The 21062-nt window shown below is 61.2% G+C and carries 24 protein-coding genes; 7 read left to right on the top strand and 17 right to left on the bottom strand.

Translation table 11 applies throughout. The features are described from left to right. Positions 1-4 precede the first annotated feature (4 nt). From D1227_RS01215 to D1227_RS01155, 13 genes are all read right to left on the bottom strand, one after another. Positions 5-487, bottom strand: coding sequence for a GNAT family N-acetyltransferase (locus tag D1227_RS01215; RefSeq protein ID WP_158586534.1), 483 nt, complete (start codon positions 485-487; stop codon positions 5-7). Continuing rightward, positions 484-1131: a tRNA (adenosine(37)-N6)-threonylcarbamoyltransferase complex dimerization subunit type 1 TsaB gene (tsaB, locus tag D1227_RS01210; protein WP_119403496.1), complete on the bottom strand. Its 648-nt coding sequence runs from the start codon at positions 1129-1131 to the stop codon at positions 484-486. Before tsaB ends, D1227_RS01215 begins: the two co-directional genes overlap by 4 nt. Before the next feature lie 9 nt (positions 1132-1140). Then, positions 1141-1743 carry a malonic semialdehyde reductase gene (locus tag D1227_RS01205; RefSeq protein WP_119375386.1) on the bottom strand — a complete coding sequence of 201 codons (603 nt, stop codon included), beginning with the start codon at positions 1741-1743 and terminating at the stop codon, positions 1141-1143. Positions 1744-1766: 23 nt separating this feature from the next. Next, positions 1767-2354, bottom strand: a complete 588-nt coding sequence (locus D1227_RS20400) for a NifU family protein (protein ID WP_119375385.1) — start codon at positions 2352-2354, stop codon at positions 1767-1769. A 70-nt stretch (positions 2355-2424) separates the two neighbouring features. Continuing rightward, a complete protein-coding gene (locus D1227_RS01195; RefSeq protein ID WP_119375384.1) occupies positions 2425-3492 on the bottom strand; it encodes a hypothetical protein in 1068 nt (355 codons plus the stop codon). 144 nt (positions 3493-3636) lie between these two features. Continuing rightward, on the bottom strand, positions 3637-4800 hold the full coding sequence (locus D1227_RS01190) for a M23 family metallopeptidase (protein ID WP_119403495.1): 1164 nt from the start codon (positions 4798-4800) through the stop codon (positions 3637-3639). Further along, positions 4800-5459 (bottom strand): hypothetical protein, encoded by a 660-nt coding sequence (locus D1227_RS01185; RefSeq protein ID WP_119375382.1) that lies wholly within the window; start codon positions 5457-5459, stop codon positions 4800-4802. Before D1227_RS01185 ends, D1227_RS01190 begins: the two co-directional genes overlap by 1 nt. Positions 5460-5465: 6 nt before the next feature. Further along, positions 5466-5996 carry a hypothetical protein gene (locus tag D1227_RS01180; RefSeq protein WP_119375381.1) on the bottom strand — a complete coding sequence of 177 codons (531 nt, stop codon included), beginning with the start codon at positions 5994-5996 and terminating at the stop codon, positions 5466-5468. A gap of 19 nt (positions 5997-6015) precedes the next feature. Further along, entirely contained in the window at positions 6016-8217 is a 2202-nt protein-coding gene (locus D1227_RS01175; RefSeq protein ID WP_119403494.1) for a S8 family peptidase, read from the bottom strand. A 142-nt stretch (positions 8218-8359) separates the two neighbouring features. Further along, positions 8360-9313: an alpha/beta hydrolase gene (locus D1227_RS01170; protein ID WP_119403493.1), complete on the bottom strand. Its 954-nt coding sequence runs from the start codon at positions 9311-9313 to the stop codon at positions 8360-8362. Between the two features lie 63 nt (positions 9314-9376). Then, positions 9377-10276, bottom strand: coding sequence for a hypothetical protein (locus D1227_RS01165; RefSeq protein WP_158586533.1), 900 nt, complete (start codon positions 10274-10276; stop codon positions 9377-9379). A gap of 70 nt (positions 10277-10346) precedes the next feature. Then, the gene (locus D1227_RS01160; protein WP_119375377.1) at positions 10347-12203 is read right to left on the bottom strand and encodes an AMP-binding protein; all 1857 of its coding nucleotides are present in this window, start codon (positions 12201-12203) and stop codon (positions 10347-10349) included. A gap of 122 nt (positions 12204-12325) precedes the next feature. Then, positions 12326-13894, bottom strand: coding sequence for a long-chain-fatty-acid--CoA ligase (locus tag D1227_RS01155; RefSeq protein WP_119403491.1), 1569 nt, complete (start codon positions 13892-13894; stop codon positions 12326-12328). Between the two features lie 119 nt (positions 13895-14013). On the opposite strand from D1227_RS01155, the gene D1227_RS01150 reads away from it, so the two are divergent. Then, positions 14014-14964, top strand: a complete 951-nt coding sequence (locus tag D1227_RS01150; protein ID WP_119375375.1) for a glutathione S-transferase — start codon at positions 14014-14016, stop codon at positions 14962-14964. Between the two features lie 7 nt (positions 14965-14971). Here the strand turns inward: D1227_RS01150 and D1227_RS01145 are convergent, their stop codons facing one another. Both D1227_RS01145 and D1227_RS01140 read right to left on the bottom strand, forming a co-directional pair. Next, the gene (locus D1227_RS01145) at positions 14972-15913 is read right to left on the bottom strand and encodes an ABC transporter ATP-binding protein (RefSeq protein ID WP_119375374.1); all 942 of its coding nucleotides are present in this window, start codon (positions 15911-15913) and stop codon (positions 14972-14974) included. Positions 15914-15959: 46 nt separating this feature from the next. After that, positions 15960-16601, bottom strand: coding sequence for a glutathione S-transferase family protein (locus D1227_RS01140; RefSeq protein ID WP_119375373.1), 642 nt, complete (start codon positions 16599-16601; stop codon positions 15960-15962). 120 nt (positions 16602-16721) lie between these two features. Here D1227_RS01140 and D1227_RS01135 point away from each other — a divergent pair, with 120 nt between their 5' ends. Then, positions 16722-16919 (top strand): zinc-finger domain-containing protein, encoded by a 198-nt coding sequence (locus D1227_RS01135; protein ID WP_119375372.1) that lies wholly within the window; start codon positions 16722-16724, stop codon positions 16917-16919. Positions 16920-16934: 15 nt separating this feature from the next. Here the strand turns inward: D1227_RS01135 and D1227_RS01130 are convergent, their stop codons facing one another. After that, a complete protein-coding gene (locus D1227_RS01130; protein WP_119375371.1) occupies positions 16935-17744 on the bottom strand; it encodes a WecB/TagA/CpsF family glycosyltransferase in 810 nt (269 codons plus the stop codon). Positions 17745-17791: 47 nt separating this feature from the next. After that, a complete protein-coding gene (pspF, locus tag D1227_RS01125) occupies positions 17792-18838 on the bottom strand; it encodes a phage shock protein operon transcriptional activator (protein WP_119375370.1) in 1047 nt (348 codons plus the stop codon). Between the two features lie 209 nt (positions 18839-19047). On the opposite strand from pspF, the gene D1227_RS20000 reads away from it, so the two are divergent. The 5 genes from D1227_RS20000 to D1227_RS19750 all read left to right on the top strand — a co-directional run bounded on the left by D1227_RS20000 (position 19048) and on the right by D1227_RS19750 (position 21059). Next, positions 19048-19188 carry a hypothetical protein gene (locus D1227_RS20000; protein WP_199288296.1) on the top strand — a complete coding sequence of 47 codons (141 nt, stop codon included), beginning with the start codon at positions 19048-19050 and terminating at the stop codon, positions 19186-19188. Positions 19189-19247: 59 nt separating this feature from the next. Then, a complete protein-coding gene (gene pspA / locus D1227_RS01120; protein ID WP_119375369.1) occupies positions 19248-19943 on the top strand; it encodes a phage shock protein PspA in 696 nt (231 codons plus the stop codon). A 114-nt stretch (positions 19944-20057) separates the two neighbouring features. After that, entirely contained in the window at positions 20058-20315 is a 258-nt protein-coding gene (gene pspB / locus D1227_RS01115; RefSeq protein WP_119375368.1) for an envelope stress response membrane protein PspB, read from the top strand. Positions 20316-20328: 13 nt separating this feature from the next. Next, the gene (gene pspC, locus D1227_RS01110; RefSeq protein WP_119375367.1) at positions 20329-20787 is read left to right on the top strand and encodes an envelope stress response membrane protein PspC; all 459 of its coding nucleotides are present in this window, start codon (positions 20329-20331) and stop codon (positions 20785-20787) included. Positions 20788-20879: 92 nt separating this feature from the next. After that, positions 20880-21059, top strand: a complete 180-nt coding sequence (locus D1227_RS19750) for a hypothetical protein (protein WP_147372686.1) — start codon at positions 20880-20882, stop codon at positions 21057-21059. The last annotated feature ends 3 nt before the right edge of the window (positions 21060-21062 follow it).

Here is a 21062-nt window from a genome sequence, read left to right as displayed (position 1 = left end):
TCCTTCATGCCTCCGATTCATTAGCCTGTCCAGCAATTGAGCGCGACATGAGCACGGCGTCCACCTGTGTCCCGTCGCTGCGTTCATAATAGTTCCTGCGCCGGCCATCGGCGAGGAATCCGCTGCTTTCATAGAATGCTGTCGCGGCGCCATTGTCAGCGGCAACGTCGAGACAGAGCCGGTTGACGCCATATGGACCAAGCAGGCGGACCAGTCCATTGAGCAGGTCGGTCGCGAGGCCGGCGCGGCGATAATCCGGATCCACGCACATGGTCAGGATGTCTGCGTCAGGCGGAGTCTTCTGGGCCAGTATCATGCCGGAAAGTCGCTCGCCCGCCTCTGTTGCGAGCCCTATCGTTGTCGGCAGCGCAAGCGTGTCCCGGAAGGACCAGGCGCTCCAGGCCTCATCGGGCGGGAAGCAACGGGCATGAAGCGCGTGCACGCCAGCGGCGTCCTCGCGCGTCAGGAGCCTGACAGAGTGGGTCACGGGCGCTTTCCGCCGGGCAGGGCGGCATCCGGCGCGCGGACATATACAGGGCTGGCCTTCATCTTGTCCGGGTCGGCCCGGAGCGCGATCGCTGCGGCGCGCGCGGCTGTGGGTCGGGCGGGATGGATATTGGCGCCGCCGAGGGCGTCTTCCAGTGCAACCAGCCCGTCGCCATAGACGAAATGCGGATGCGCTTTCAGTTCTGCTGCGAGGGCATCCAGTCCAATCTCTTCAGGTTCGGTTACCGCGTCGCCGGACCGGAATCGCTGCGCCCAGTAACTGATGTCCGGCGGACGGCGCTTTGCTGGCAGGAGTACAATGGCCGACCCCTGTTGGCCGGTGGGCAAGGCTGCTTCGAGACTGGTGACGCCGATACAGGGTTTGCCCAGTGCCAGGGCGAGGCCCCGGGCGAAGGAAATGCCGACACGCACGCCGGTAAAGCTCCCCGGCCCGGTGACAACGGCCAAACGGTCAATATCGGACAGAGTCACACCAGCGGCGCGCACAGTCTCATCGACGAGGCCCGGCAGGCGCGCATCCTGTCCGCGCACCATTTCATCCTTCGCCTCAGCCAGGACGGCCTCGTCTTCCACGATGGCGACATCGCAGGCTGGCCCCGATGTATCGATGGATAGGACCAGCATGATGAAAAATCAGATGATCTGGCAGGCGTCTTCGAAGGAAAGCCGCGGGCTGCGCGGGAAGATGGTGCTTTCGTCGCCATGGCCGATCGAGCAAATGAAGTTCGAACGCCAATGGTGGGTGCCATCCTTCTCGGCGAAGAATTCAAGGTCGACGCCATCCTGGTTGAAGCCGGACATCGGGCCGCAATCGAGGCCGAGCGCCCGCGCAGCGAGCATCAGATAGGCGCCCTGAAGCGTGCCGTTCCGATCGGCGGTTTCGATCCGCTTGTCCTTGTCCTTGAACCAGTCCTTGGCACCGGGATTGTGCGGGAACAGCTCTGGAATCTTTTCCTGGAACATCAGGTCATTTGCGATAATGCAAACCCACGGCGCCGTCAGGACCTTGGTCTGGTTGCCTTCGGAGACATGTTTCGCCAGCCGTTTCTTGCCGTCTTCGGAGTGAACGAAGACAAAGCGGGCCGGACTGCAATTGGCGCTGGTCGGGCCCATTTTAGTGAGGTCATAGACCGCGCGGATCAGGGTTTCGGGAACGGGCTTGTCGAGCCAGCCATTATAGCTTCTGCCTTTGCGCCAGATCAGGTCCAGCGCGTAGTCATTGACTGGATCAGCCATTCAAAACCTCCGAATTCATTCTCCTAAAGCGCAGCTTCTACAGCATTTACTTCCGGAATATAGGCCTTCAACATGTTTTCTATGCCCTGTTTAAGGGTCATCGTGGAAGAAGGACACCCCGCGCAAGCGCCGCGCATCGACAGGTGGACGATGCCGCTGTCGGAATCAAAGCGCTGGAAGATGATGTCGCCGCCATCCTGAGCAACGGCCGGGCGGACTCGCGTCTCGATCAGCTCAAGGATCTCCTCGACGATCTCGGCTGTCTCACCTTCATAGTCGGCCGCACTTGTCACGCCGTCTATCTCTGCTGACGCAGTGACCCCCTCGTCGATGACGGGAAGCCCGGCGACATAGTGGTCCATGATCGCGGCCAGCACCATCGGGCGCACATGTTTCCAGTCGGTCGCTTCCTCCTTGCTGACCGACAGGAAGTCAGCGCCGAGAAACACGCGCGTGACACCTGAAACGGAGAACACTGCGCGCGCCAGAGGGCTGATGCCGGCTTCGGATTCGCTGGCGAAGTCGAACGGGCCAGCAGAGCCGGCTACGGTTTCCCCTGGCAGGAACTTGATCGTGTCCGGATTCGGGGTCGGCTCAGTCTGAATGAACATGGGTCTGCCTGCTTTGGTCACTGGAGGCAGAAATGGACCGTCGGGACCGTGCTTTCAAGCCGGTGCTGTCTCAGGAGTCAGTGGCGTCGGCGCTCTCGCCGGCTTCCTGTTCGGCCTGTGCAGCCAGTCGGGCTTGTTCTTCCGACAGCAGGGCCGCGCCCAGTTCTCGCGTCGAGTCGCCGGCCTGACGGAGGTAGAAAGCCATCATGGCGAGATGATCGGCCATGAGCCGGGCGTCCCCCGCCTGATTCGAGACAAAGATGGGATCAAGCTCTGCGGCCCGGCGCCAATAGGCCTCGATCTGGTCGAGGCGGGACTCGACCGAATTGCGAACGGCGATGTCCGGCTCAGACACGAGGCTTGCGGTCAGGATCTGGCTGACAACCTGGGCACGGGCGCGCGCCTCGAAAAAGACCTGGATGTCTTCCTTTGACGCCGGCCATCCTTCCCGGGTGCCGATCCGCTGGCTGAGCCGCTCATAGGAGTTGTCTGCCCAGCCGGAAAACAGCGCCAGCTCATCGACGATGTCGGTGACGCCAGAGGGCCTTGAGGCGAGATTGCGTTCGAGCCGGCCTTCATAGCGCGCCAGCGCTTCAGCAGCAGCCGTCAGCCGGGGGGTCTGGTCCAGCCCTGCTTCCGGCATCAGAAGCCTGGCCGCGGCAGACAGGTCAGGATCGGGATTGCCATCCGGCGTCTGGGATTTTCCGGCCATGAGCCGCGAGAATTGGCTGAGAGAGGTCGCCAGAGCGTTTTGCCAGGCTGGCAAAGCAGTCAGGCGCGCCTGGGGATGCCAGCCAGGGCGATCGGCCGCCCAGCCAGGACCTTCTATCTCGCGGCCGATCAGCGTCACGACGACGCCGGTCTCCGGCGACGCCCATGGCGATTCTGCCGACAGGATGACCGGACTGTCATTGATTTCGTGCGATGCGACGATGAGCGCCGGGTAAAATCCGACAAGAGCCAGCACAGCGAGGACCTGAAGGGTTTTCACGAAACGGCGCCACCAGAGCGACGCCGTGTGCATTAGCGGAGAGGGTTCTGCTTCGTCGAGATACGGGGCGGGTAGATCCGTTCCGATCAGCGTTACCGACTTGCCCTCATGGCGCGGCTGGACGGGCAGCTTCTCCACATTACTCATGGCTGTTTTACTCGATCCTGCTACGCGCCCCGCAGTCCAAAGTGTTGCCGCACAGCAACATCTTAGCAAGCGGTTAACGCATTAAAATTCTTTCAACAGCAGGACTGCACGCAATTCATGCGCCAGACCCGGGCCGGGAGCTGCTTATTCCGGGTCCGTCACCAGCTCCGGATCGGGCATGACGAAAGCCTCCGTGATAACCGGTGCATCCGGGCCTTCCAGCGCAGGTGTGGTTGCGGCCGCCACGGCGACATTCGGAACAATTTCCTCGCCAATCCCGCTTTCGCGCCTTTCATAGGCCGCGACGAGCGAGGTGTATGGCGGAACGTGAACCCAGCCGCTGTCGGCGGTGTTCTGCAGTAGCTCGAAATGCAGGTGGAAGGTCGTTGCCGTGCCACCAAAATCATTCGAGACATAACCCAGCGTCTGGCCTTTCGTCACCGTATCGCCTTGTGAAACCTGAAGCGCGCGCATGTTCATGTGCATGTACTTGTAGATGCGCGGCCCGGCCCGGAGCGTGACGGTATAGGTGCCGATAGACTGGATGATGCCGTCCTCGGTCGCGACGACTTCATAAAGGGCGCGCTCGGCCGGCGCCGTACGGCGAAGCTCGTTACAGCCCTCTGCCGTACCGACACGAATGTCCTGACCCTGATGTATCCGGCTGACCGGGCAGTAGGGTGAGTTGCGGTTGGACGAGCGTGTTTCGCAGAAATTGTCGCGCCATGGATACTCATAATTGCGCGGATCGCACTGGTCTCCGCCTTTCATGCCGCCACCATAGCCCCAGACCTGGGACTGCAGGAAAGCGGGCGCCGACTTGATCGGAAATCGCATCTCAGGAGAGAACACCGCTTCGGTTTCCTGCGTGCCGGTGCCGGAGCCTGGCTCGAGTTGGCCCGGTTCGACGAAGGAGAATACGACGACGGGCTCGGGCTCAGGGTCCGGTTGCGGGTCTTCGGGCTGCGGGTCCGGATCAACCGGATCACTCGCATCCGGCTCGTCAGATGAGTCCGTACCGTCGCTGTCGCTGGCGTCGCTTTCATCCGGCGTGTCGCTTGAGGCATCCGGATCCGGACTGTCCGGTGTCTCTGTATCCGGCTCATCAACCGTGACAGGTTCGTCGCTGTCGCCAGTTCCGTACGGATCGTCCACGGGCTGGCTTGGCGGTGCCGGGCCGGGTGCGCCGGGCGGTGTTTCCGGCTTGTATTCATTGTCACGTCCGTCACCCGGATACCGGATAGCGTCGCAAGCCGCTGTTGCCAGCAGGATGAGTGCCAGCATGAAACTCCACAAGAGTCGTGTCATCACTGAGTCCCCGAGATCACGATTTCTTCTGCGACAGCCAAGGCTTCATCTTCGGTGATGCAGCTGCCACCCTCTTCCCCCGAGCCCAGGCATTCGAATTCGACCATATAATCAGCGCCATAGCGTGAGAATGAGACGATGGCGCCGGTTGATGTCTCGACATATCGCATGTCTTCCGACTCACCGTCACCCGGCGAACCGCCCGGCACATTCGTGACCTCATTGGTGCCATTCACGATGAGATTATAGTCCTCGCCGGGATAGACAGCGAAATAGCCGTCCGGGACCGGCCGGAATTGTGGTTGCGGCCCGCCAGCGCTGGCCGTGCGCACAGGGCCTGATGGCAGGAGCACCGGCACAGGCGGCGCCGATCCGCCGCTCTGAATGTTGAATGTGGTTTCGCGCTCACCTGAGGCAGCAAGATCCCGGCGGGCCGCTTCCCAGTCGATTTCGCTCTTGGCCGTGACCGATGCCGGCTTGACCGTGTCGGCCTCGACCGGCGTTGCCTCTGGCGGGCCCGCATCGGTTTCAACGGACTCGACCTCGGCCGTCCCGGATGGCGGCGGAGATTCTGCAGGCTCATCACCCCATTTGAGGTCGCAGCCCGCGACCGCGATGCACAAAGCCGCCGAAAGCGCGATTCCCACCCGTTCAACCATGACCTGCTAGCCTTCCTTGCTGGGTTGTGCCGAATAGTCTGGCTCAACATAGGCGACATTGTCCATCGCCTCGATGGCCGCGATGACGTCTTTCATGTCCCGTGATCCCGATCCGGTCAGCACGAGTTCACCGGAATAGCTGGCACGCTCTAGGGTGAGGCCGCGCAGGGCCGGCTTGTCAGCCGCCCACGCGCGGAACTTCGCTCGAGTCCCGTCGGGATCCTTGCGAAAGGTCTTTCCGAGGTCGGCGATTTCCGGCTCGTTGCGGAACTTCACGATGATGGCGAACGCCGCGGTCGCGGCCAATGGCGATGATTGCGCGGTGAAGACTTCGCCTTCCTCAGGCACCGGTGCGTCGTTGGCCTCGGACGAGGCGGTGGACGTCTGAGCGGGCGCGAATGAAGAGGCTGTCGTGGAATTGTCGCCTCCGTTCAGCCAGGCCACGCCACAGGCCGCACACAAGGACACGCCGACAGCCGCGATTCCAATCTGGCTGCCGGGCCAGTTTTTCGATGGAGTGTCCTTGCTGTCGGTCAATCGCTTTGTCCTGTCCTGACTACTCGTCCAGTTTGATATTGCTCAGATTCAGCATGCCGCCGCCACACGGGCGCTTGCACAGATCGGGCGAACCCTCGATCGGCTCGGCCCCTGGATACTGAACGCACAGGCCGGAACATTGTTCTTGGCTGCGGGGTGTCAGGGCCGACATCAGCACATCGGACAAGGCATTGCCGCTCAGCGACGGGCGCTTGCTCTTGATCAGGGCAAGCGCGGCCGAGACGTGCGGGGCCGCCATGCTGGTGCCTTGCTCATAGGCGTAGAAGCAATCGTCGATACTCTCATTGGTGACCGGGTCGACACAGTCATGCGCTGTCTTGGTCGACAGGATGCCATCCGGCCGGCCGTCACCATTGTCGTCGCGCGTAAGATCGCCGCCCGGCGCGAGGATATCGACTTCCGCACCATAGTTGGAATAGGGCGCCATGATGCCCCGCGCATCGCCCGCGGCAACCGAAATCACATTGTTGCAGCCGCCGGGCGCGTAATACTGCGTCGAGACCTTGTCGTTTCCGGCTGCGGCCACGACGACCACGCCGCGCTCGACAACCTCGTCGATGGCGTCCTGCATCGAGGCAGGGCAGAAGCGGAAAATGCCTATGGACAGGTTGATGATATCGGCCGGATTGTCGTTCCAGACCTCGTTGCCGAGTTCGTCATATTCGGGAATGAGCCCACCCGCCCAGCGGATGGCGTCATTGATGTCGGAGAGACGGCCGCCGCATTTTCCGAGTGCGCGGACCGGGACGATTTTCACGTTCCATGCGCCACCGGCAACGCCTGCGGCATTGTTGGTCACGCTCGCACCGACCGTGCCGGCCACATGCGTGCCGTGATAGGTGTTCTCGTAAACGAATTCCTCCGGGCATACGTCGCCGGGATCGTTGGGATCGGGGTCCCTGCTGTCGCCGTCATTGGCCATGTTTATGTCGGTAACCATGTCCCAGCCCTTGGCGAGGTTGGGCGAGTCCTTGATATCGGGGTGATCCATTTCGAGGCCCGTATCGACCACGGCGACAACCACTTCGCCGGAGCCTTGTGTCGCCTGGCTCGTCCAGAAATCGACGAAGCCTGCGCCGCCTTGGGATTTGCCTTCGCCTATGCCCTGACCAAGAAAGTTCCATTGCAGGCTCCAGAGCGGATCGTTCGGCGTAATCGTGGACGTCGTCGACGGGCCGCCATTCTTCGGACGCCGGATCATCTGGTGATGATAGACCCAGTCCTTCTCGACATATTCGAAATCGCCGCTGTTCTGCAGGTCCCGGATGACGCAGACCGTTGCCAGCCGCGGGTCTGCCTGCAGTTGCTCGGCGGTCGGGTTTTCAGGGCACTCCAGACCGTCATCCTCCGCGATAGGCGGGGCCAGCTTGTCATTGGCGTCGTACCGGGTCGGGCTCATCGCACGCGAGCCGACCTCGATGACCATCTGGCCGGACCGTGAGCGCTGGATATTGGCAGCAAGGCCATAGCGTTGCGCCGTTTCGATCATGCGCGTCTCGGCTACCATCTGGGACGACATCGCTGCGCGCGGCATCATCAGGCGGCGCTCCGCCAATTTGGGTGGAAGAGGCTCTTGTGGTGCTGCGGCGCCGCCATCTGGCGACACGTCGGCTTCGGGTATCGAGAGTGTACGCTCCCCGAGCGGGGCCCTGAGCGCCTTGGAATCCTGAATGACTTCCCTTGATACTATCCCGCCAGACGCTGAGAGGTCGCGCGATCGCGGATCGATGGCGATAATGCGCCGGCTGCTCGTGGCCGAGCGGCTGATCGATCTCGGTGCCTCGACGCTGGCGGCCACGGACTCGCCGGATTCCATCATGGCGAGGTCCTCTTCAGAAGGCACGACAATGACGGCGTCGGCTTCATCGCCGGCGACATAGGCGTCGTAGTCAGCCATGGTGGGGACGTTGAGCGAGCGGGATGCAGAAGCCGGCGGAGGCATGTCGCGTGGTTTCGCGACGATTGAGCCGACAACGAATTTCTGCGGGGCGGTCGCGCCAGGCAGGACGGGCGAGGCTTCGAGGATTTTTCCGGCAAGGGCCCTCGCCGAGACTGGCGCTGATTGCATCGCATCGCGCTCTGCACCAGACCCGCCGCCGAGCTGGTCGAGCACGCCGCGGCTGATGTCCTCAAGGCGATCGACACGTTCGTCGGTCCGATCGCAGGCGGCCAGGCCGAGGCATAGTCCCAGCCCGGTCATAGCGGCCACCAACTTGTTACGGAAAATCATCGTCTTGCTATCCCTGTCACTCAGGCCACCCCCGCATTGGCGATGATAACCACATGTTAACCGAAATTTCGAGGCCCGCGCCGATGTGAATTTGAATGGCCTGGAGCGGGCGTCAGATTGCCCCGAGAGCGGAGCCGACAACCTCGCCGGCTTCACGGATCGCCTCGCGGGCCGGCATCGAAACGGCCGTCAGGTTCATGAATCCATGCACCATGCCGGGATGCTCGCGGATTGTAACAGGAACGCCGTGGGCCGCCAGTTTGGCGGCGTAGGCCCGGCCCTCGTCCTTGAGGGGGTCCCAGCCGCAAAGGACCAGATGAGCCGGCGGCAGGCCCCGGAAAGACGCATCATCGGCGAACAGGGGCGATACGCGCGGATCCATACGATCGGTATCGGAGTGGATGTAGGCGTCCCGGAAATAGTCGAACAGGTTCTGCGAAATGAAGAAGCCTTCCTGGAAGCTGGATTTCTTCGACCGGATGTCGGCAAACTGGACCAGCGGGTAGAGAAGCAGCTGGAAGGCCGGCAGCGGACCGCTTGCCCGGTTCATCTCCTGGGCGAGGAAGGCCGACAGGTTGCCGCCAGCGCTGTCGCCTGCGACACAAAGCCGATCCGGGTCCATGGCCAGAACATCCGTACGCTGGGTGGCCCATTCCCAAGCGGCGACCGCATCTTGATGGGCCGCCGGGAAGGGGTGTTCGGGTGCCAGCCGGTAATCGACTGAAAGAACGCGGCACCTCGAGGCAGCGGCCAGGCGCCGACATATCATGTCATGGCTGTCGAGATCGCCGAGGACGAACCCCCCGCCATGAAAGAAAACGATGCCCGGACCCGGTCCTATGCCTGCGCCCAGAGGCGTGTAGAGCCGACCTCTCAAGGCCCCATCGGCGCCATCGACCGGCAGGGTCGAGATTTCTGCAAGTTCTGGCGCATCGCGCTCGACCGCCCGGCTGGCACGATAGAAGCTCTGGCGCAGGCGATCGGTCGACTGTTTCCAGTCGAGCCGCGAAAAATCGGGCAGCTTGAAACGGTCCAGGAAGGACTTGATGGTCTCGTCGATGGCCATGAGCCGCACCCTACTGCTGTTGCTTGCGATGCGTAAGACTTGGGGAGGGCAAAAATTGGGCGGTCAGTAGCCGGTGTAGCGGTAAAGCGTGTAGCGCCAGCGCCCGCTCGACACCTGGTACAGGGCTTCCGCCCAGAGCCTGCCCCGCGTTTCTGCCGGCAGGGCTTCGACCTTGTCGAGAATATCGGTTGTCAGCGAACAGAAATTTGTATCAGCCAGAACCGAATCCATCTCGCTACGCGTCTTTCCCTCCGTCGTGAGCAGCATCACGATCTGCGGATGGGTCACAAGGGCCAGGCCAAGCGCCTGCAGGGACTGTTGATCGTCATGGGTAAGAGGACCGTAGGACTTCGGCGAGGTGCGTGCATCCTGAATCGCATTGAGCAGGATGCCATTCACGCCAAGCGCATATTCATAGAGACCGGCGCCGTGGCCCACCCGGTCAAAGATGGCGCGATAGAGCTGCTGCTCTGAAAGGCCCGCAAACATCATGAGGTCATTGCCCATGCAGTATGGCGCGCCAGACCGCTGGAGGGCATCGAGCTGTGCCTGCGAGAGGTCGACGATGGAATCGAAATAGCGCACATCCGCCCTGGCCAGACGGTCGACGCTGCCAGCGATCTCCTTCACCCCTGCCTGCAGTACGATCAGGCCAAGCTCGACCTCGTCGGCATCCCGGCGAAGCGCCCGTCGAATGCTGGTTTCAAGATCGGCTGCCGCCGATGGGAAAGTGCGCCTCAGTTTGCGGATATAGGTGCGCGTAGCCTCATCGCTGAAGGCGCTGTCCAGCACGCTATCCGACGGCGTACTGGCGCTGGCTTCGGCTTCGACTACGGATTTTCCCGGGCCGGTCAGGGACGGCGCGTACAGCGCGCCGAAGAATAATGCGGCAACGAGGCCGGTTACACCGAGGCCGAAGCCCAGGCCCAGTCCCTTCTGCGTGCTGCTTCGCGCGTCAAACATGACGGTCCGCTCCGGTTCTGCACTCATCAGCAGACTAAGTGTAGAACGGAAAATCCTGCAAACCGGTTACTCAGGGTTCGACGACGCCCGGCCCCGGCGGATCAGTGTAAATGCTTTTGACCAGATCCGTCCGCCGGTCGATGACGGCGCGCTGGTTCACATAACCCTTGTCCGTGATTTCGCCTGCGTCGATGGATGGCGGTTCGGTCATGACAAGGAACCGCTTGATGCGCCTTGAAGACCCCTTTTCCTTCGCATTGAACGCGCGAACCTTCTCCGTCAGCTCGCCAGTCAGCCGGATGAAGGCCTTCTGCATGTCACCGCCCGCTTCCTTGACATAGGTCTCGAAGGTCGCCTGCGACGGCCAGAACATCGCGCCAGCGAAATCCTTGTCCTGTCCGGTCAGAACAGCATCGAAGACCAGCGGCGAGCAGGCCGCGACAAGGTCCGGCCGCAGCGTGCCAACGCTGACCCAGGTACCCGTGGACAGTTTGAAGTCCTCGCCGACGCGTCCGTCGAAGATGATGCCCTTGTTGGGGTCATTTTCGTCGACCATGATCGCCGCATCGCCGAGTTTGTAATAGCCTTCCTCATCGAAGGTCTCGGCATTCTTCTCGGGCATGTTCAGATAGCCGCTCATCACGCTCGGGCCTTTGACGCGCACTTCCATCTTGGAGCCATTCGGCACCAGTTTCAGCGTCATTCCGGGCAGCGGCAGCCCAATCAGGCCGACGCGGTCGACGACCCAGTGAACGACCGTGATGCCCTGGGTCTCCGTGGCGCCATACATGGTGACAATCGGAATACGCTTGCCCGTGGCCTTGATGGCGAGAGCCTGCAGCCGGTCATAGAGGTCGTCTGACAGGGTGGCGCCGCCATAGCCGATCGAGCGCATATTCTTGAAGAAGGCTTCCAGCAGGTCGTCATCATGCTCCATGGCATCGGCCAGCATGGACAGGGCGATTGGGGCTGTCCCGAAACTGGAAGGGCTGACTTCCCGGATATTGCGGATCGTTTCGCCAAAAAGCTGTGGCGTCGGCTTGCCGCCATCGATCCAGAACGTCGCGCCATTCCACAGCGCACCATTGAAGTTCACGTTCGACCCGGAGATGTGGTTCCAGGGCAGCCAGTCGAGGACGTCATGCACTTCGTCCGGATCATAATCCGGGTCGCGCTCGTCGTCGCGCAGGCCGTCCTGCCCCGCGATCATCGAGCACATGGCGCCCTGCGTCGTCGGCACAGGTTTGGGCATGCCAGTCGAGCCGGATGTGAAGAGGTATTTCGCAACGCTGTCATCGTTCAGCTTCGACATGGCCTCGGACACGGCTGCCGTGGGCTCAGTCGCAGCCAGTTCGTCGAAGGAGCGGATCTCGTTGGTCGCACCTTCCTTGGCGAAGACCGTGCAACCGTGATCGCCAAGCGCGTCGAGCGCCGGTTTGAACGGCTCCACCTGCTGCACAAAAATCGCCTTGGGCTTCACCGCACCAAAGCAGTGTTTCAGCTTCCCGAAGTCGCTGGACATCGTGGAGTAGGGCACAGAGATCGGCGCCGCAGGTGCCCCGATCTTCTGGGCCGCCAGGATCACGAGTGCGCTCTCAATCGAGTTGCCTGACAGGATCATGACCGGCGCATCAGGACCAGCGCCCATGTCGAGGAGTGCCTGCGCCAGTGAATCGACCTTTTTCTTGCCTTCGCCATAGGTCAGGGCGCGCCATTCATCGGTCTGCGGGTCGCGCTGCTTCAGCCACACCCGGTCGGGATGTTCGCTTGCCCGTTCATCAAGACAATGCGGTATGGTTTTCGGACGGTCGCCCGGTGCCTGGCGTGGTGTCAGATAGATCGTCCCGTCCGGCTTGCGGACCATTTCGATGTCCGGCTCTTTCTGCGGCAGGGGGCGGAAGGGCGGCAGCGCCTGTCCGTCGGCCATGGTGGTCTCCCTTCGATGTCGTGTTTTGCGGAATAGTACCCGTGGCAAAACCAATTCCAAGCGAAACCGGAATATGACCTTGCGTCACGCGCCGCCGACCCTATCGAAACTGACAGGGAAAATTAGCTGACGCGCCGGTCAGTGCCTTCCCAGTAGGGCTCGCGCAGGTCCTTGCGGAGGATTTTTCCTGACGGATTGCGCGGCAAGGCGTCCGCGAAGTCGACCGATTTCGGACATTTGTAACCGGCGATCTTTTCGCGCGTCCAGGCGATGATGTCCTTAGCGGTAGCTTGCTCGCCTTCTTTCAGGACGACAATGGCCTTGACCTCCTCGCCCCACTTTTCGCTTGGGATGCCGATCACAGCAACGTCGGCGATGGCAGGATGACCAAACACGGCGTTCTCGACCTCGGCCGGGTAGACGTTCTCGCCGCCGGACACGATCATGTCCTTGATGCGGTCATGGATGTAGAGAAAGCCGTCCTCGTCAAAATAGCCGGCATCTCCCGTATGGAAGAACCCGCCTTCGAGGGCCTCGTCAGTGGCTTCTTCCCGGTGCCAGTAGCCCTTCATCACGAACCCGCCCTTGATGACGATTTCGCCGACCTCGCCGGTGGGAAGCGGTTTGTCATCGCCATCGACAACTCGAACCACTGATGTGGGATAGGGCACACCGCAAGAGCGCAGTTTGCCCCATGAAGGATCATGCGCTTCGGGCGGCAGATAAGTTCCAAGGCCGACCGTCTCCGTCAGGCCGTAAAGCTGGGTAAACTTCGCGCCGAACAGGTCCACCGCGCGTTTCAGCAAGTCTTCCGCAATCGGCGAGGCGCCATAGGAAATCGTCTTCAGGCTTGAGAAGTCGCGATCATCCACACCCGGATACTGGCTCAGCATCAGGATCACGGCAGGCACCCAGAAAGTGTGGTTGACCTTGTGCTCTTCCGCCAGGTCCAGGATGACCTTCGGGTCGATTTCGCGCAGGACCACCGTCTTGGCGCCCTGCGCTGTTGCGAGAATGCCGATATTGCAGCCTGCCACGTGGAAAAGCGGCATGGCGTTCATCACCACCTCACCTTCTTCATAAGCTGACCAGGCCAGCTTTCCGGCTTCCTCGAAGACGGCGCGGTAGTTGTCATTTGTCAGCATCACACCTTTGGGCAGGCCGGTCGTGCCGGAGGTATAGAGCTGGATGACATCGTCACTGCCTTGCGGTGAGATGCCCGGCGCATCCGTATTCTGGCTGTCGCGCCAGTCTGCGTAGGCAGGCCATTCCTCATGTCCGCCATCGATCGCGATAATCTGCTTCAGCTCCGGGCATTGGCTCGCAATCTTCGTCGCTGCCTCGTAAAAATCAGCCGAGACGAAAAGGATTTTCGACTCGCTATCGGAAAGAATGAACTGCATTTCCGGCGGAGCGAGACGATTGTTGATGCCGGTCATGGCGGCGCGCGCCTTGGCGCAACCGAAAAGCATCTCGTAATAGACCGCCATGTTCTTGCCGAGATAAGCGACGCGGTCGCCAGGCTGTACACCGAGTGCAACAAGACCATTGGCGACCTGGTTGGCGCGCGTGTCGAGTTCGCCGAAAGTGGTGGTCTCACCTTCGAACCAGAAAGCCGGCTTTTCGGGTATGCGTCCGGCCTGGACGCGCGGAATGTCGGCAAGATGCGGCATCGCAACGGGGTCGAGCATGATCTGGGCTTCCTCTTGTGCTTCTCTGTATATCGTTTACCGCATGAAGGCGTTTTCACTAGGTAGGGCAAGCCCTCGAAACTGACAGGGCCTTGAAAGCATAGGGGTTGATAAAAGATATGGCTGGTCCGCAATCGATTATCCTGCACCATTATGACCGGTCTCCGTTCTCGGAGAAAGTCCGGCTGGCCTTGCGTATGAAGAACCTTGGCTGGGCGGGCGTCGAAATCCCGAACATCATGCCGAAGCCACTTCTGATGCCGTTGACCGGTGGTTACCGGAAGACCCCTGTGATGCAGATCGGCGCGGACATTTTCTGTGACACCGCCCTCATCCTGCGCGTTCTGGAAGAACGCTTTCCCTTGCCAGGCATCGAGCTGCCCGGCCATGAAGGCCTGTCCAGCATGATCGGTTCATGGGCGGATGGGAAGTGGTTCCAGACGAGCGTTGCCGTGATCTTCGGAGCCCTGGGCGACCAGGTGCCGGAAGACTTCAAGAAAGACCGTACGGCCATGAGCGGCCGGGAATTCGACACCAAGGCCATGGCCGCTGTCGCTCCGATGCTGCGCGATCAGTGGCGTGCCCAGCTGATGTGGGTAGAAGAACGCCTGCAGGGCGGACACGGGGCAGGTGGCGGTCAGTGGATCATCGGCATGAAACCTGGCCTGGTCGATGTGCATGTTCACATGAATCTCTGGTTCATGGAACAGAACCTGCCCGACTTCCTGGAGACCTGTCTCCAGTCCGCGCCGCGGACCAAGGACTGGTATGAGCGCATGAAGGAAATCGAGGGGCAGGCGCCGGAGTCGATCACCGGCGAGCAGGCCATCGAAATTGCACGCAAAGCGGCGCCGCGCCTCAAGGCGGCCAAGACCGATGGCGAGCTGCAGGAATTCGAGCCGGGTGAGAAAGTCGCTGTCGCGCCGGATGATTATGGCCGCGACTGGGTTGAGGGCGAGATCGTCATTGCGGCTGCGGACCGGATCATCCTGCACCGCCATGACGACCAGGCCGAAACGATCCATGTTCACTTCCCGCGAACGGGCTTCATGGTCCGGCGTGTCGACTAGGCCCTGATCAGGCCGGCTCGCTCGTCATCGCGACGAATACGTCTTCCAGGTTCGGCTGGTCGGTCGACAGATCGGCCACGCCGACCCCGGCTTCCCGCACCTGTTCAAGCAGCCGACCGATGCCGGTCTCGCTGTTGCGATAGGCAATCTCGAGATCGCCGGAATTCAGCAGCTTCGCATCGAGATGGCTCAGGCTTTCCGGTATGGCGTTGAGCGGCTCGCGCGGGGTCACACGCAGGATACGCTGGTCGAGGCGTTTCAGCAGCTGGCTGGTCGGCTCGCAGGCGATGATTTCGCCATGGTTGACGATGGCGATCTGGTCGCAGAGTTCCTCGGCTTCTTCCAGATAGTGAGTGGTCAGTATGATCGTCGTCCCGGCGTCATGCAGGCGGCGGACATATTGCCAGAGCGAGCGGCGAAGCTCGACATCGACACCAGCGGTCGGCTCGTCGAGGATCAGCACCGGCGGATTGTGAACGAGAGCCTTGGCCACCATCAGGCGGCGCTTCATGCCGCCTGAAAGCTGGCGGACATAGGCATCGCGCTTGTCCAGCAGACCCACGGCTTCAAGAATTTCATCCGTCCGGCGCTCACCCTTCGGAACGCCGTAAAAACCCGCCTGCAACTCAAGTGCCTCTTCGGGCGTGAAGAAGGGGTCCATCGTGATTTCCTGGTTCACGACGCCAATCGCCGCCCGCGAGGCCCGCGGATGCTGATCGATGTCCATGCCCCAGATCTTCGCCTTGCCGCCCGTCTTGGTCACCAGCCCGGCAAGGATGTTGATGAAGGTCGACTTGCCCGCCCCGTTTGGACCCAGCAACCCAAAAATCTGCCCGCGCGGTACTTTGAGATCGATCGACTTGAGTGCGCGCTTCTCGGGCATCTTCCCGGAAGCAGCGTAAACCTTCTCCAGCCCTTCGGCCTCGATGGCATAGTCAGGTGCGGACATGTAGCCTCCATGATCACGTCGAGCGCGTCATATAGGACGCCCAATCCTAAACCTGAACCACCGGGGTTTCTTTTTGCATGTTCTGCGCGCGGATAAAGCCAGGCCGTTCCCGCAGTCGGTCGAGATAGGCTTTGCAGGTCGGCGTGATGCATGGTTCCAGTGGCGGCAGGACGGAGGCCAGCAGGATCGCATATCCGATTGCGATATCGGCCATGGTGAAGCGGTCCGCGGCGATCCACTTTTTGTGCTCGAGCCGCCGCTCGACATGGGTCAGCCGGCCAGAGAACCACATACGGTAGTCGTCTGCCACCTGGGGCTGGCGCCGCGATTTCGGCTCAAGCATCTCGTAGCGCAGCACCAGCGTCTGCGGGAACGTCAGCGTCGCGTCGGAAAAGAACATCCAGTTCAGATAGGCGCCATACTCGGCTTCATCGGGTTTCACGACGAGATCGGTCGGCCCGTACCTGTTGCCCAGATACTCGCAGATGCCGGTCGATTCGGTCATCTTCGCCTGGCCGTCATCGAAGAAGGGGATGGTGCCGAGCGGGTTGATATCGAGATAGGGCTTGTAATGCACGCGCGGCGGGAAAGGCAGGACGATCAGCTCATAGTCCATCTCAAGCTCCTCCATCGCCCAGAGCGGGCGGAAGGAGCGTGCATTGCGGCAGTGGTAGAGTTTCGGTTTCATCGGTCCTCCCGGCATGGCGCCGCGCCGGTGCCCTCGCCAATTGACGTGCAGGCGCGACAGCGACTACCTATGCGCCAAGCCTCTTTCAGGCAATATTGTCATCGGGGAAGCAGGAACACCATGTCGACAAAGCCACTGCCGGACGCACCGGAAACCATTGTGACCGACGAGCATCGCGTCGCCTGTGATGGCGGCAACGGTCCGCTCGGCCATCCGATCGTCTGGTACGAGATGGGCGATGATGAAATGGTCGAGTGCGGCTATTGCGACCGGCGCTTCGTCCTGCGCGGCGGCCGTTATGATCCCGACGCCAAATAGAACACGATCGGCTGCCTAGCGGCTTTCGGCGCGCTCTCGGCGCTGGCGCCTGTCAGCGAGCCAAAGCGAGAAAATCTTCGGACCATCGATAATGTAGCGCTTCGCCATGCGCTGGGGTTCATTGGTCAGCCGGTGAAGCCACTCAAGCCGCGCGCGGCGCATCCATTCGGGGGCGCGCCGGCTCTTTCCGGTCAGGAAGTCGAGGCTGGCCCCGCAGCAGATACCAACGCCCGTGACGGTGCCGAGCTCGCGAGCTGCTGTCGCAACCATTTCCTGTTGCGGCGAGCCAACACAGATAAAGTGGAAGCGCGCCTTGTTCGTCGCCATGAACTCGGCCGCCTTGCGGATGGCTTCGGGGTTTTTCCGCAGGCCCATGGGCGCATCGTGCCAGCGCACATCGGATAGTCCGAATTTGGCTTTGAGTGCGGTGATCTCGCTTGCTGTGCAGCCCACGACCACGACGGGCTCTTCCGGATCGATCTCGCGTTCGAACAGGGCCTGCACCACATCGGCGCCCGGCGAGGCGGGCAGATCCAGCTTGTCCCATTTCGCCAGGAGTTCGAGAATCCGGCTGTCATTCAGGATCATCCCAGCGCCATCATAGAGCGAGCGCAAGTCGGGCTGGCGCGACAGCCGGACCATGTGGTCGACATTCGGGGTGACGACATACCAGAAGCGGTCGGATTCCAGTGTATGCGCAGCAATCTGCCGCGCGGCCTGGCGAGTCTGCATGGCCTGGAAAGGCAGGCCGAGAAACTCGGTTGAATCGCGGCGCGGCTCGGGGGCGCCGAGTCCTTGCTGAAGAGCGGTCCGGGAAGCCTGCATGGTGAACTCCTTTGCAGGTTGGGATTAAGAAAACGCTGTCAGGCCCGTTAGTCGTCGTCCGGTTTGCCCGGTTTCTTTCCGTAATCGTGTTTCCGCAACAGGCCCCGAAACTGGTGATAGGTCAGTCCAAGGTCTTCAGCGGCTTTTCCCTGATGACCATCATGTGCCGCAAGGGCGGCATCGATCAAGGCGGTTTCAAAAAGTTTAGTCTGCTCGGAAAACGGGCGGCCGAGCTCAGGTTTTGGGATTGAAGGGCGAGCGCGCTCAGGTGGGGCTTCTGGCGTATCTTTCAAGTCCGCAGGCGGACGGAAGGGCGACGCGAACGGATCGAGCGCATCCGGATCGAAGCGGATGGGGTCAGGCGACGGTGTTGCCAGCGCTCGCGCGGTCACGCGCTGGGCGAAGTTTCGCAGCTCACGGACATTGCCCGGCCAGGTATGCGCCTCGATGGCGGCGATGGCCGACGGCGCAAAGCCTGGGAAGTCCTCCATCATCTCGCGCGCCATGCGACGCGCGAAAAAATCGGCCAGCAAGCTTGCATCGCCCTTGCGATAGCGCAGCGGCGGCAGAGTAATGACATCGAAGGCCAGCCGGTCGAGCAGGTCTGCGCGAAACCTGCCGCGCCTGACGGCTGAAGGCAGGTCAATATTGGTTGCGGCCACCACGCGCACATCGGTGGACAGGACCTTCTCACCACCGAGGCGCTGGAACTCGCCATATTCGATGACCCTGAGCAGCTTCTCCTGCACGCGCTGGGAGGCGGTTGCGATCTCGTCGAGAAAGATCGTGCCCCCATTTGCCAGTTCGAACCGGCCCTGACGGCGATCGGTTGCCCCGGTAAAGGCGCCGCGCTCATGGCCGAAAAGTTCGCTGTCGAGAAGATCATCGGAAAGCGCTGCGCAGTTCACTTTCACATAAGGGCCGTCCCAGCGCCGGGACAGGAAGTGCAGCCGCTCGGCGATCAGCTCCTTGCCTGTGCCGCGCTCGCCGATGACCAGCGCAGGCCGGTCAAGCGGGGCGAGCCGCGAGACATGCTCAAGCGCCGACAGCCATTCCGGCGCCTCACCGACAATTTGGGGTGTTTGACCAAGCATGCAGTTAAAATAGCTAAATTATCGGTCGATTCAACCAACTAAATTCGTCAAAATAGCTAATATTTCTCAAGCCAAAATTTGCTGAATAAAAATAAATAACGCAAAAACAAGGTTTTAATTGGTTACGACCAAACTGGCACGGTCCTTGAAATAGGAATGGCATACAGGCGATGGGCGTCGCCACAACCGACTGAAGGACTGACAAGAAAATGACCGACCACCATTATGACACCCGCTACCAGGAAGCCCGCCACGAAGGTGGCCGTTTTGGCCGCTGGCTGGCTTCGCGTCCGGCCGAGTGCTGGATGTTCTTCGCTGCAGGCGTCTTTCTCGGCGGCCTGTTTTTCTAAGCCCTGTAAGAGGCTGTCGTTTCCTCCCCCCAATTCACCGAGACTGAAAGGATAATAAAATGGGACTGTTTTCCCGCCTCGGCGACATCATCAACTCCAACATCAACGCGATGCTGGACAGCGCCGAAAACCCAGAAAAAATTGCACGTCTGATCATCCAGGAGATGGAAGACACGCTGGTCGAGGTTCGCACCTCTGCCGCCCGCGCCATGGCCGACAAGAAGGAAATGGAGCGTGAGATCGAGTACTACACCCGTGTCCGCGAAGACTGGGAAACCAAGGCCGGCGTCGCCATAGACAAGGGCCGCGAGGATCTTGCCCGCGGTGCACTGATTGCCAAGCAAAAAGCCGAAGGCGAGATCGATCGCCGCAAGCATGCGATGGTTGCCGCTGAAGAAGCCTTTGAGAAGCATCAGGACGACCTGTCCAAGCTTCAGGCCAAACTCGACGAGGCCAAGGCCAAGCATCGGGCGCTGATGATGCGCCGCGAAGCTGCCGAGCAACGCATCCGCATGCGCTCGCAGACCTATGACGGCAAGGTGGACGATGCGCTCGCCCGCTACGCCAGCGTGGAACGCAAGGTCGACGAAATGGAAGCCTATGCCGACACGATCAAGGGCCGCGAGCCGAGCCTTGAAGCCCAGTTCGCCGAGCTTGAGCGCGACGAGAAGGTCGAGAAGGAACTCGAAGCCCTGAAGAAGTCGCGTGCCAAGTCGGCATCGAAAACCTCGAAAACAGAAAAGAACGAGGAGTAAGAGACCATGATTTCCTCCCTGATCGTGCTTGCCGCCATTCTATCGGTTATCATCGTTCCCGGCCTCATCCTCCAGCGTGTGGAGAACCAGGCTGAGACGAAGGAAGGCTAAGGTATGGACCCCGAATTTATCGTCGCGATCGTTGCGGTCGTTTCCCTCTTCATCGTGTTTCCGGCAATGGTGTTTCACTACATCACCCTCTGGCGGAAGCAGAACAGCCTGGAGCCGGATGATGAGCGGATGCTGGAAGACCTGTGGCGCTCCGCCAAGGCCATGGAACGGCGCATCGAGACACTCGAAAAGCTGACAGACACACAACCGGACGACGAGATTCCGGCCCCCCGCCGGCCTCGCTCTTCCTTCGACCAATAGGACAAAACTTCAAATGACCCATTCTTCTCACCATCGCCGTTACCGCGACCGTGTGCACGGGGCTGACGAAGACGACATGTTCCGCTCGCGCAACCCCAAGCGCCTCTACCGTTCACGCCATCACCGTGTCTGGGCCGGGGTCTGCGGCGGCATCGCAGAGCGCTTCGGATGGGATCCGATCGTTGTGCGCCTGCTGGCGGTTGCATCCTTCTTCCTGTTCGCCGGTCCGCTGATCTTCATCGCCTATATCGTGATGATCCTGATCGTGCCGAAAGCGCCTCGCGGGTATTCGCACCTGCAGCCTGACGAGGAGGCTTTCTGGCGCGGCGTCTCCGACCGGCCGCGGGCGACCTATTCGGGCCTGAAGTACACCTTCATGGACCTTGAGGACCGCCTCCAGAACCTGGAGCGGAATGTCACCTCCGACGAGTGGCGCCTGCGCCGCGAGTTTCGCAACCTCGAAAAGAACTAACCATGTCGGCTCTCATCCTTCACATGCCCGAACCAGTCCGGCGACCAAGGCCAGAGCCGATTTTCACCAACCCACAAATTCAGGGGTCACAAATGACTAGCAGACTCAGGACAAGCGGAATGATCGCCTTCGGCGCTGCGCTTGTCACCCTTGCAGCCGTCGCCTTCGCAAGTTTTTCGGGCGGGCTGCATATCGAGGCCGGCGGTGTGCACATGACGATGCAGGCCGATCTCGAACGGGGCGTTCAGGTCATCTTCGCAGCGGCTGGCTGACAG

It is taken from the genome of Henriciella mobilis (assembly GCF_003576315.1).
Taxonomy (GTDB): domain Bacteria; phylum Pseudomonadota; class Alphaproteobacteria; order Caulobacterales; family Hyphomonadaceae; genus Henriciella; species Henriciella mobilis.
The sequence above is the reverse complement of the archived record's forward strand: the minus strand, read 5'-3'. Positions and strand labels throughout refer to the sequence as shown.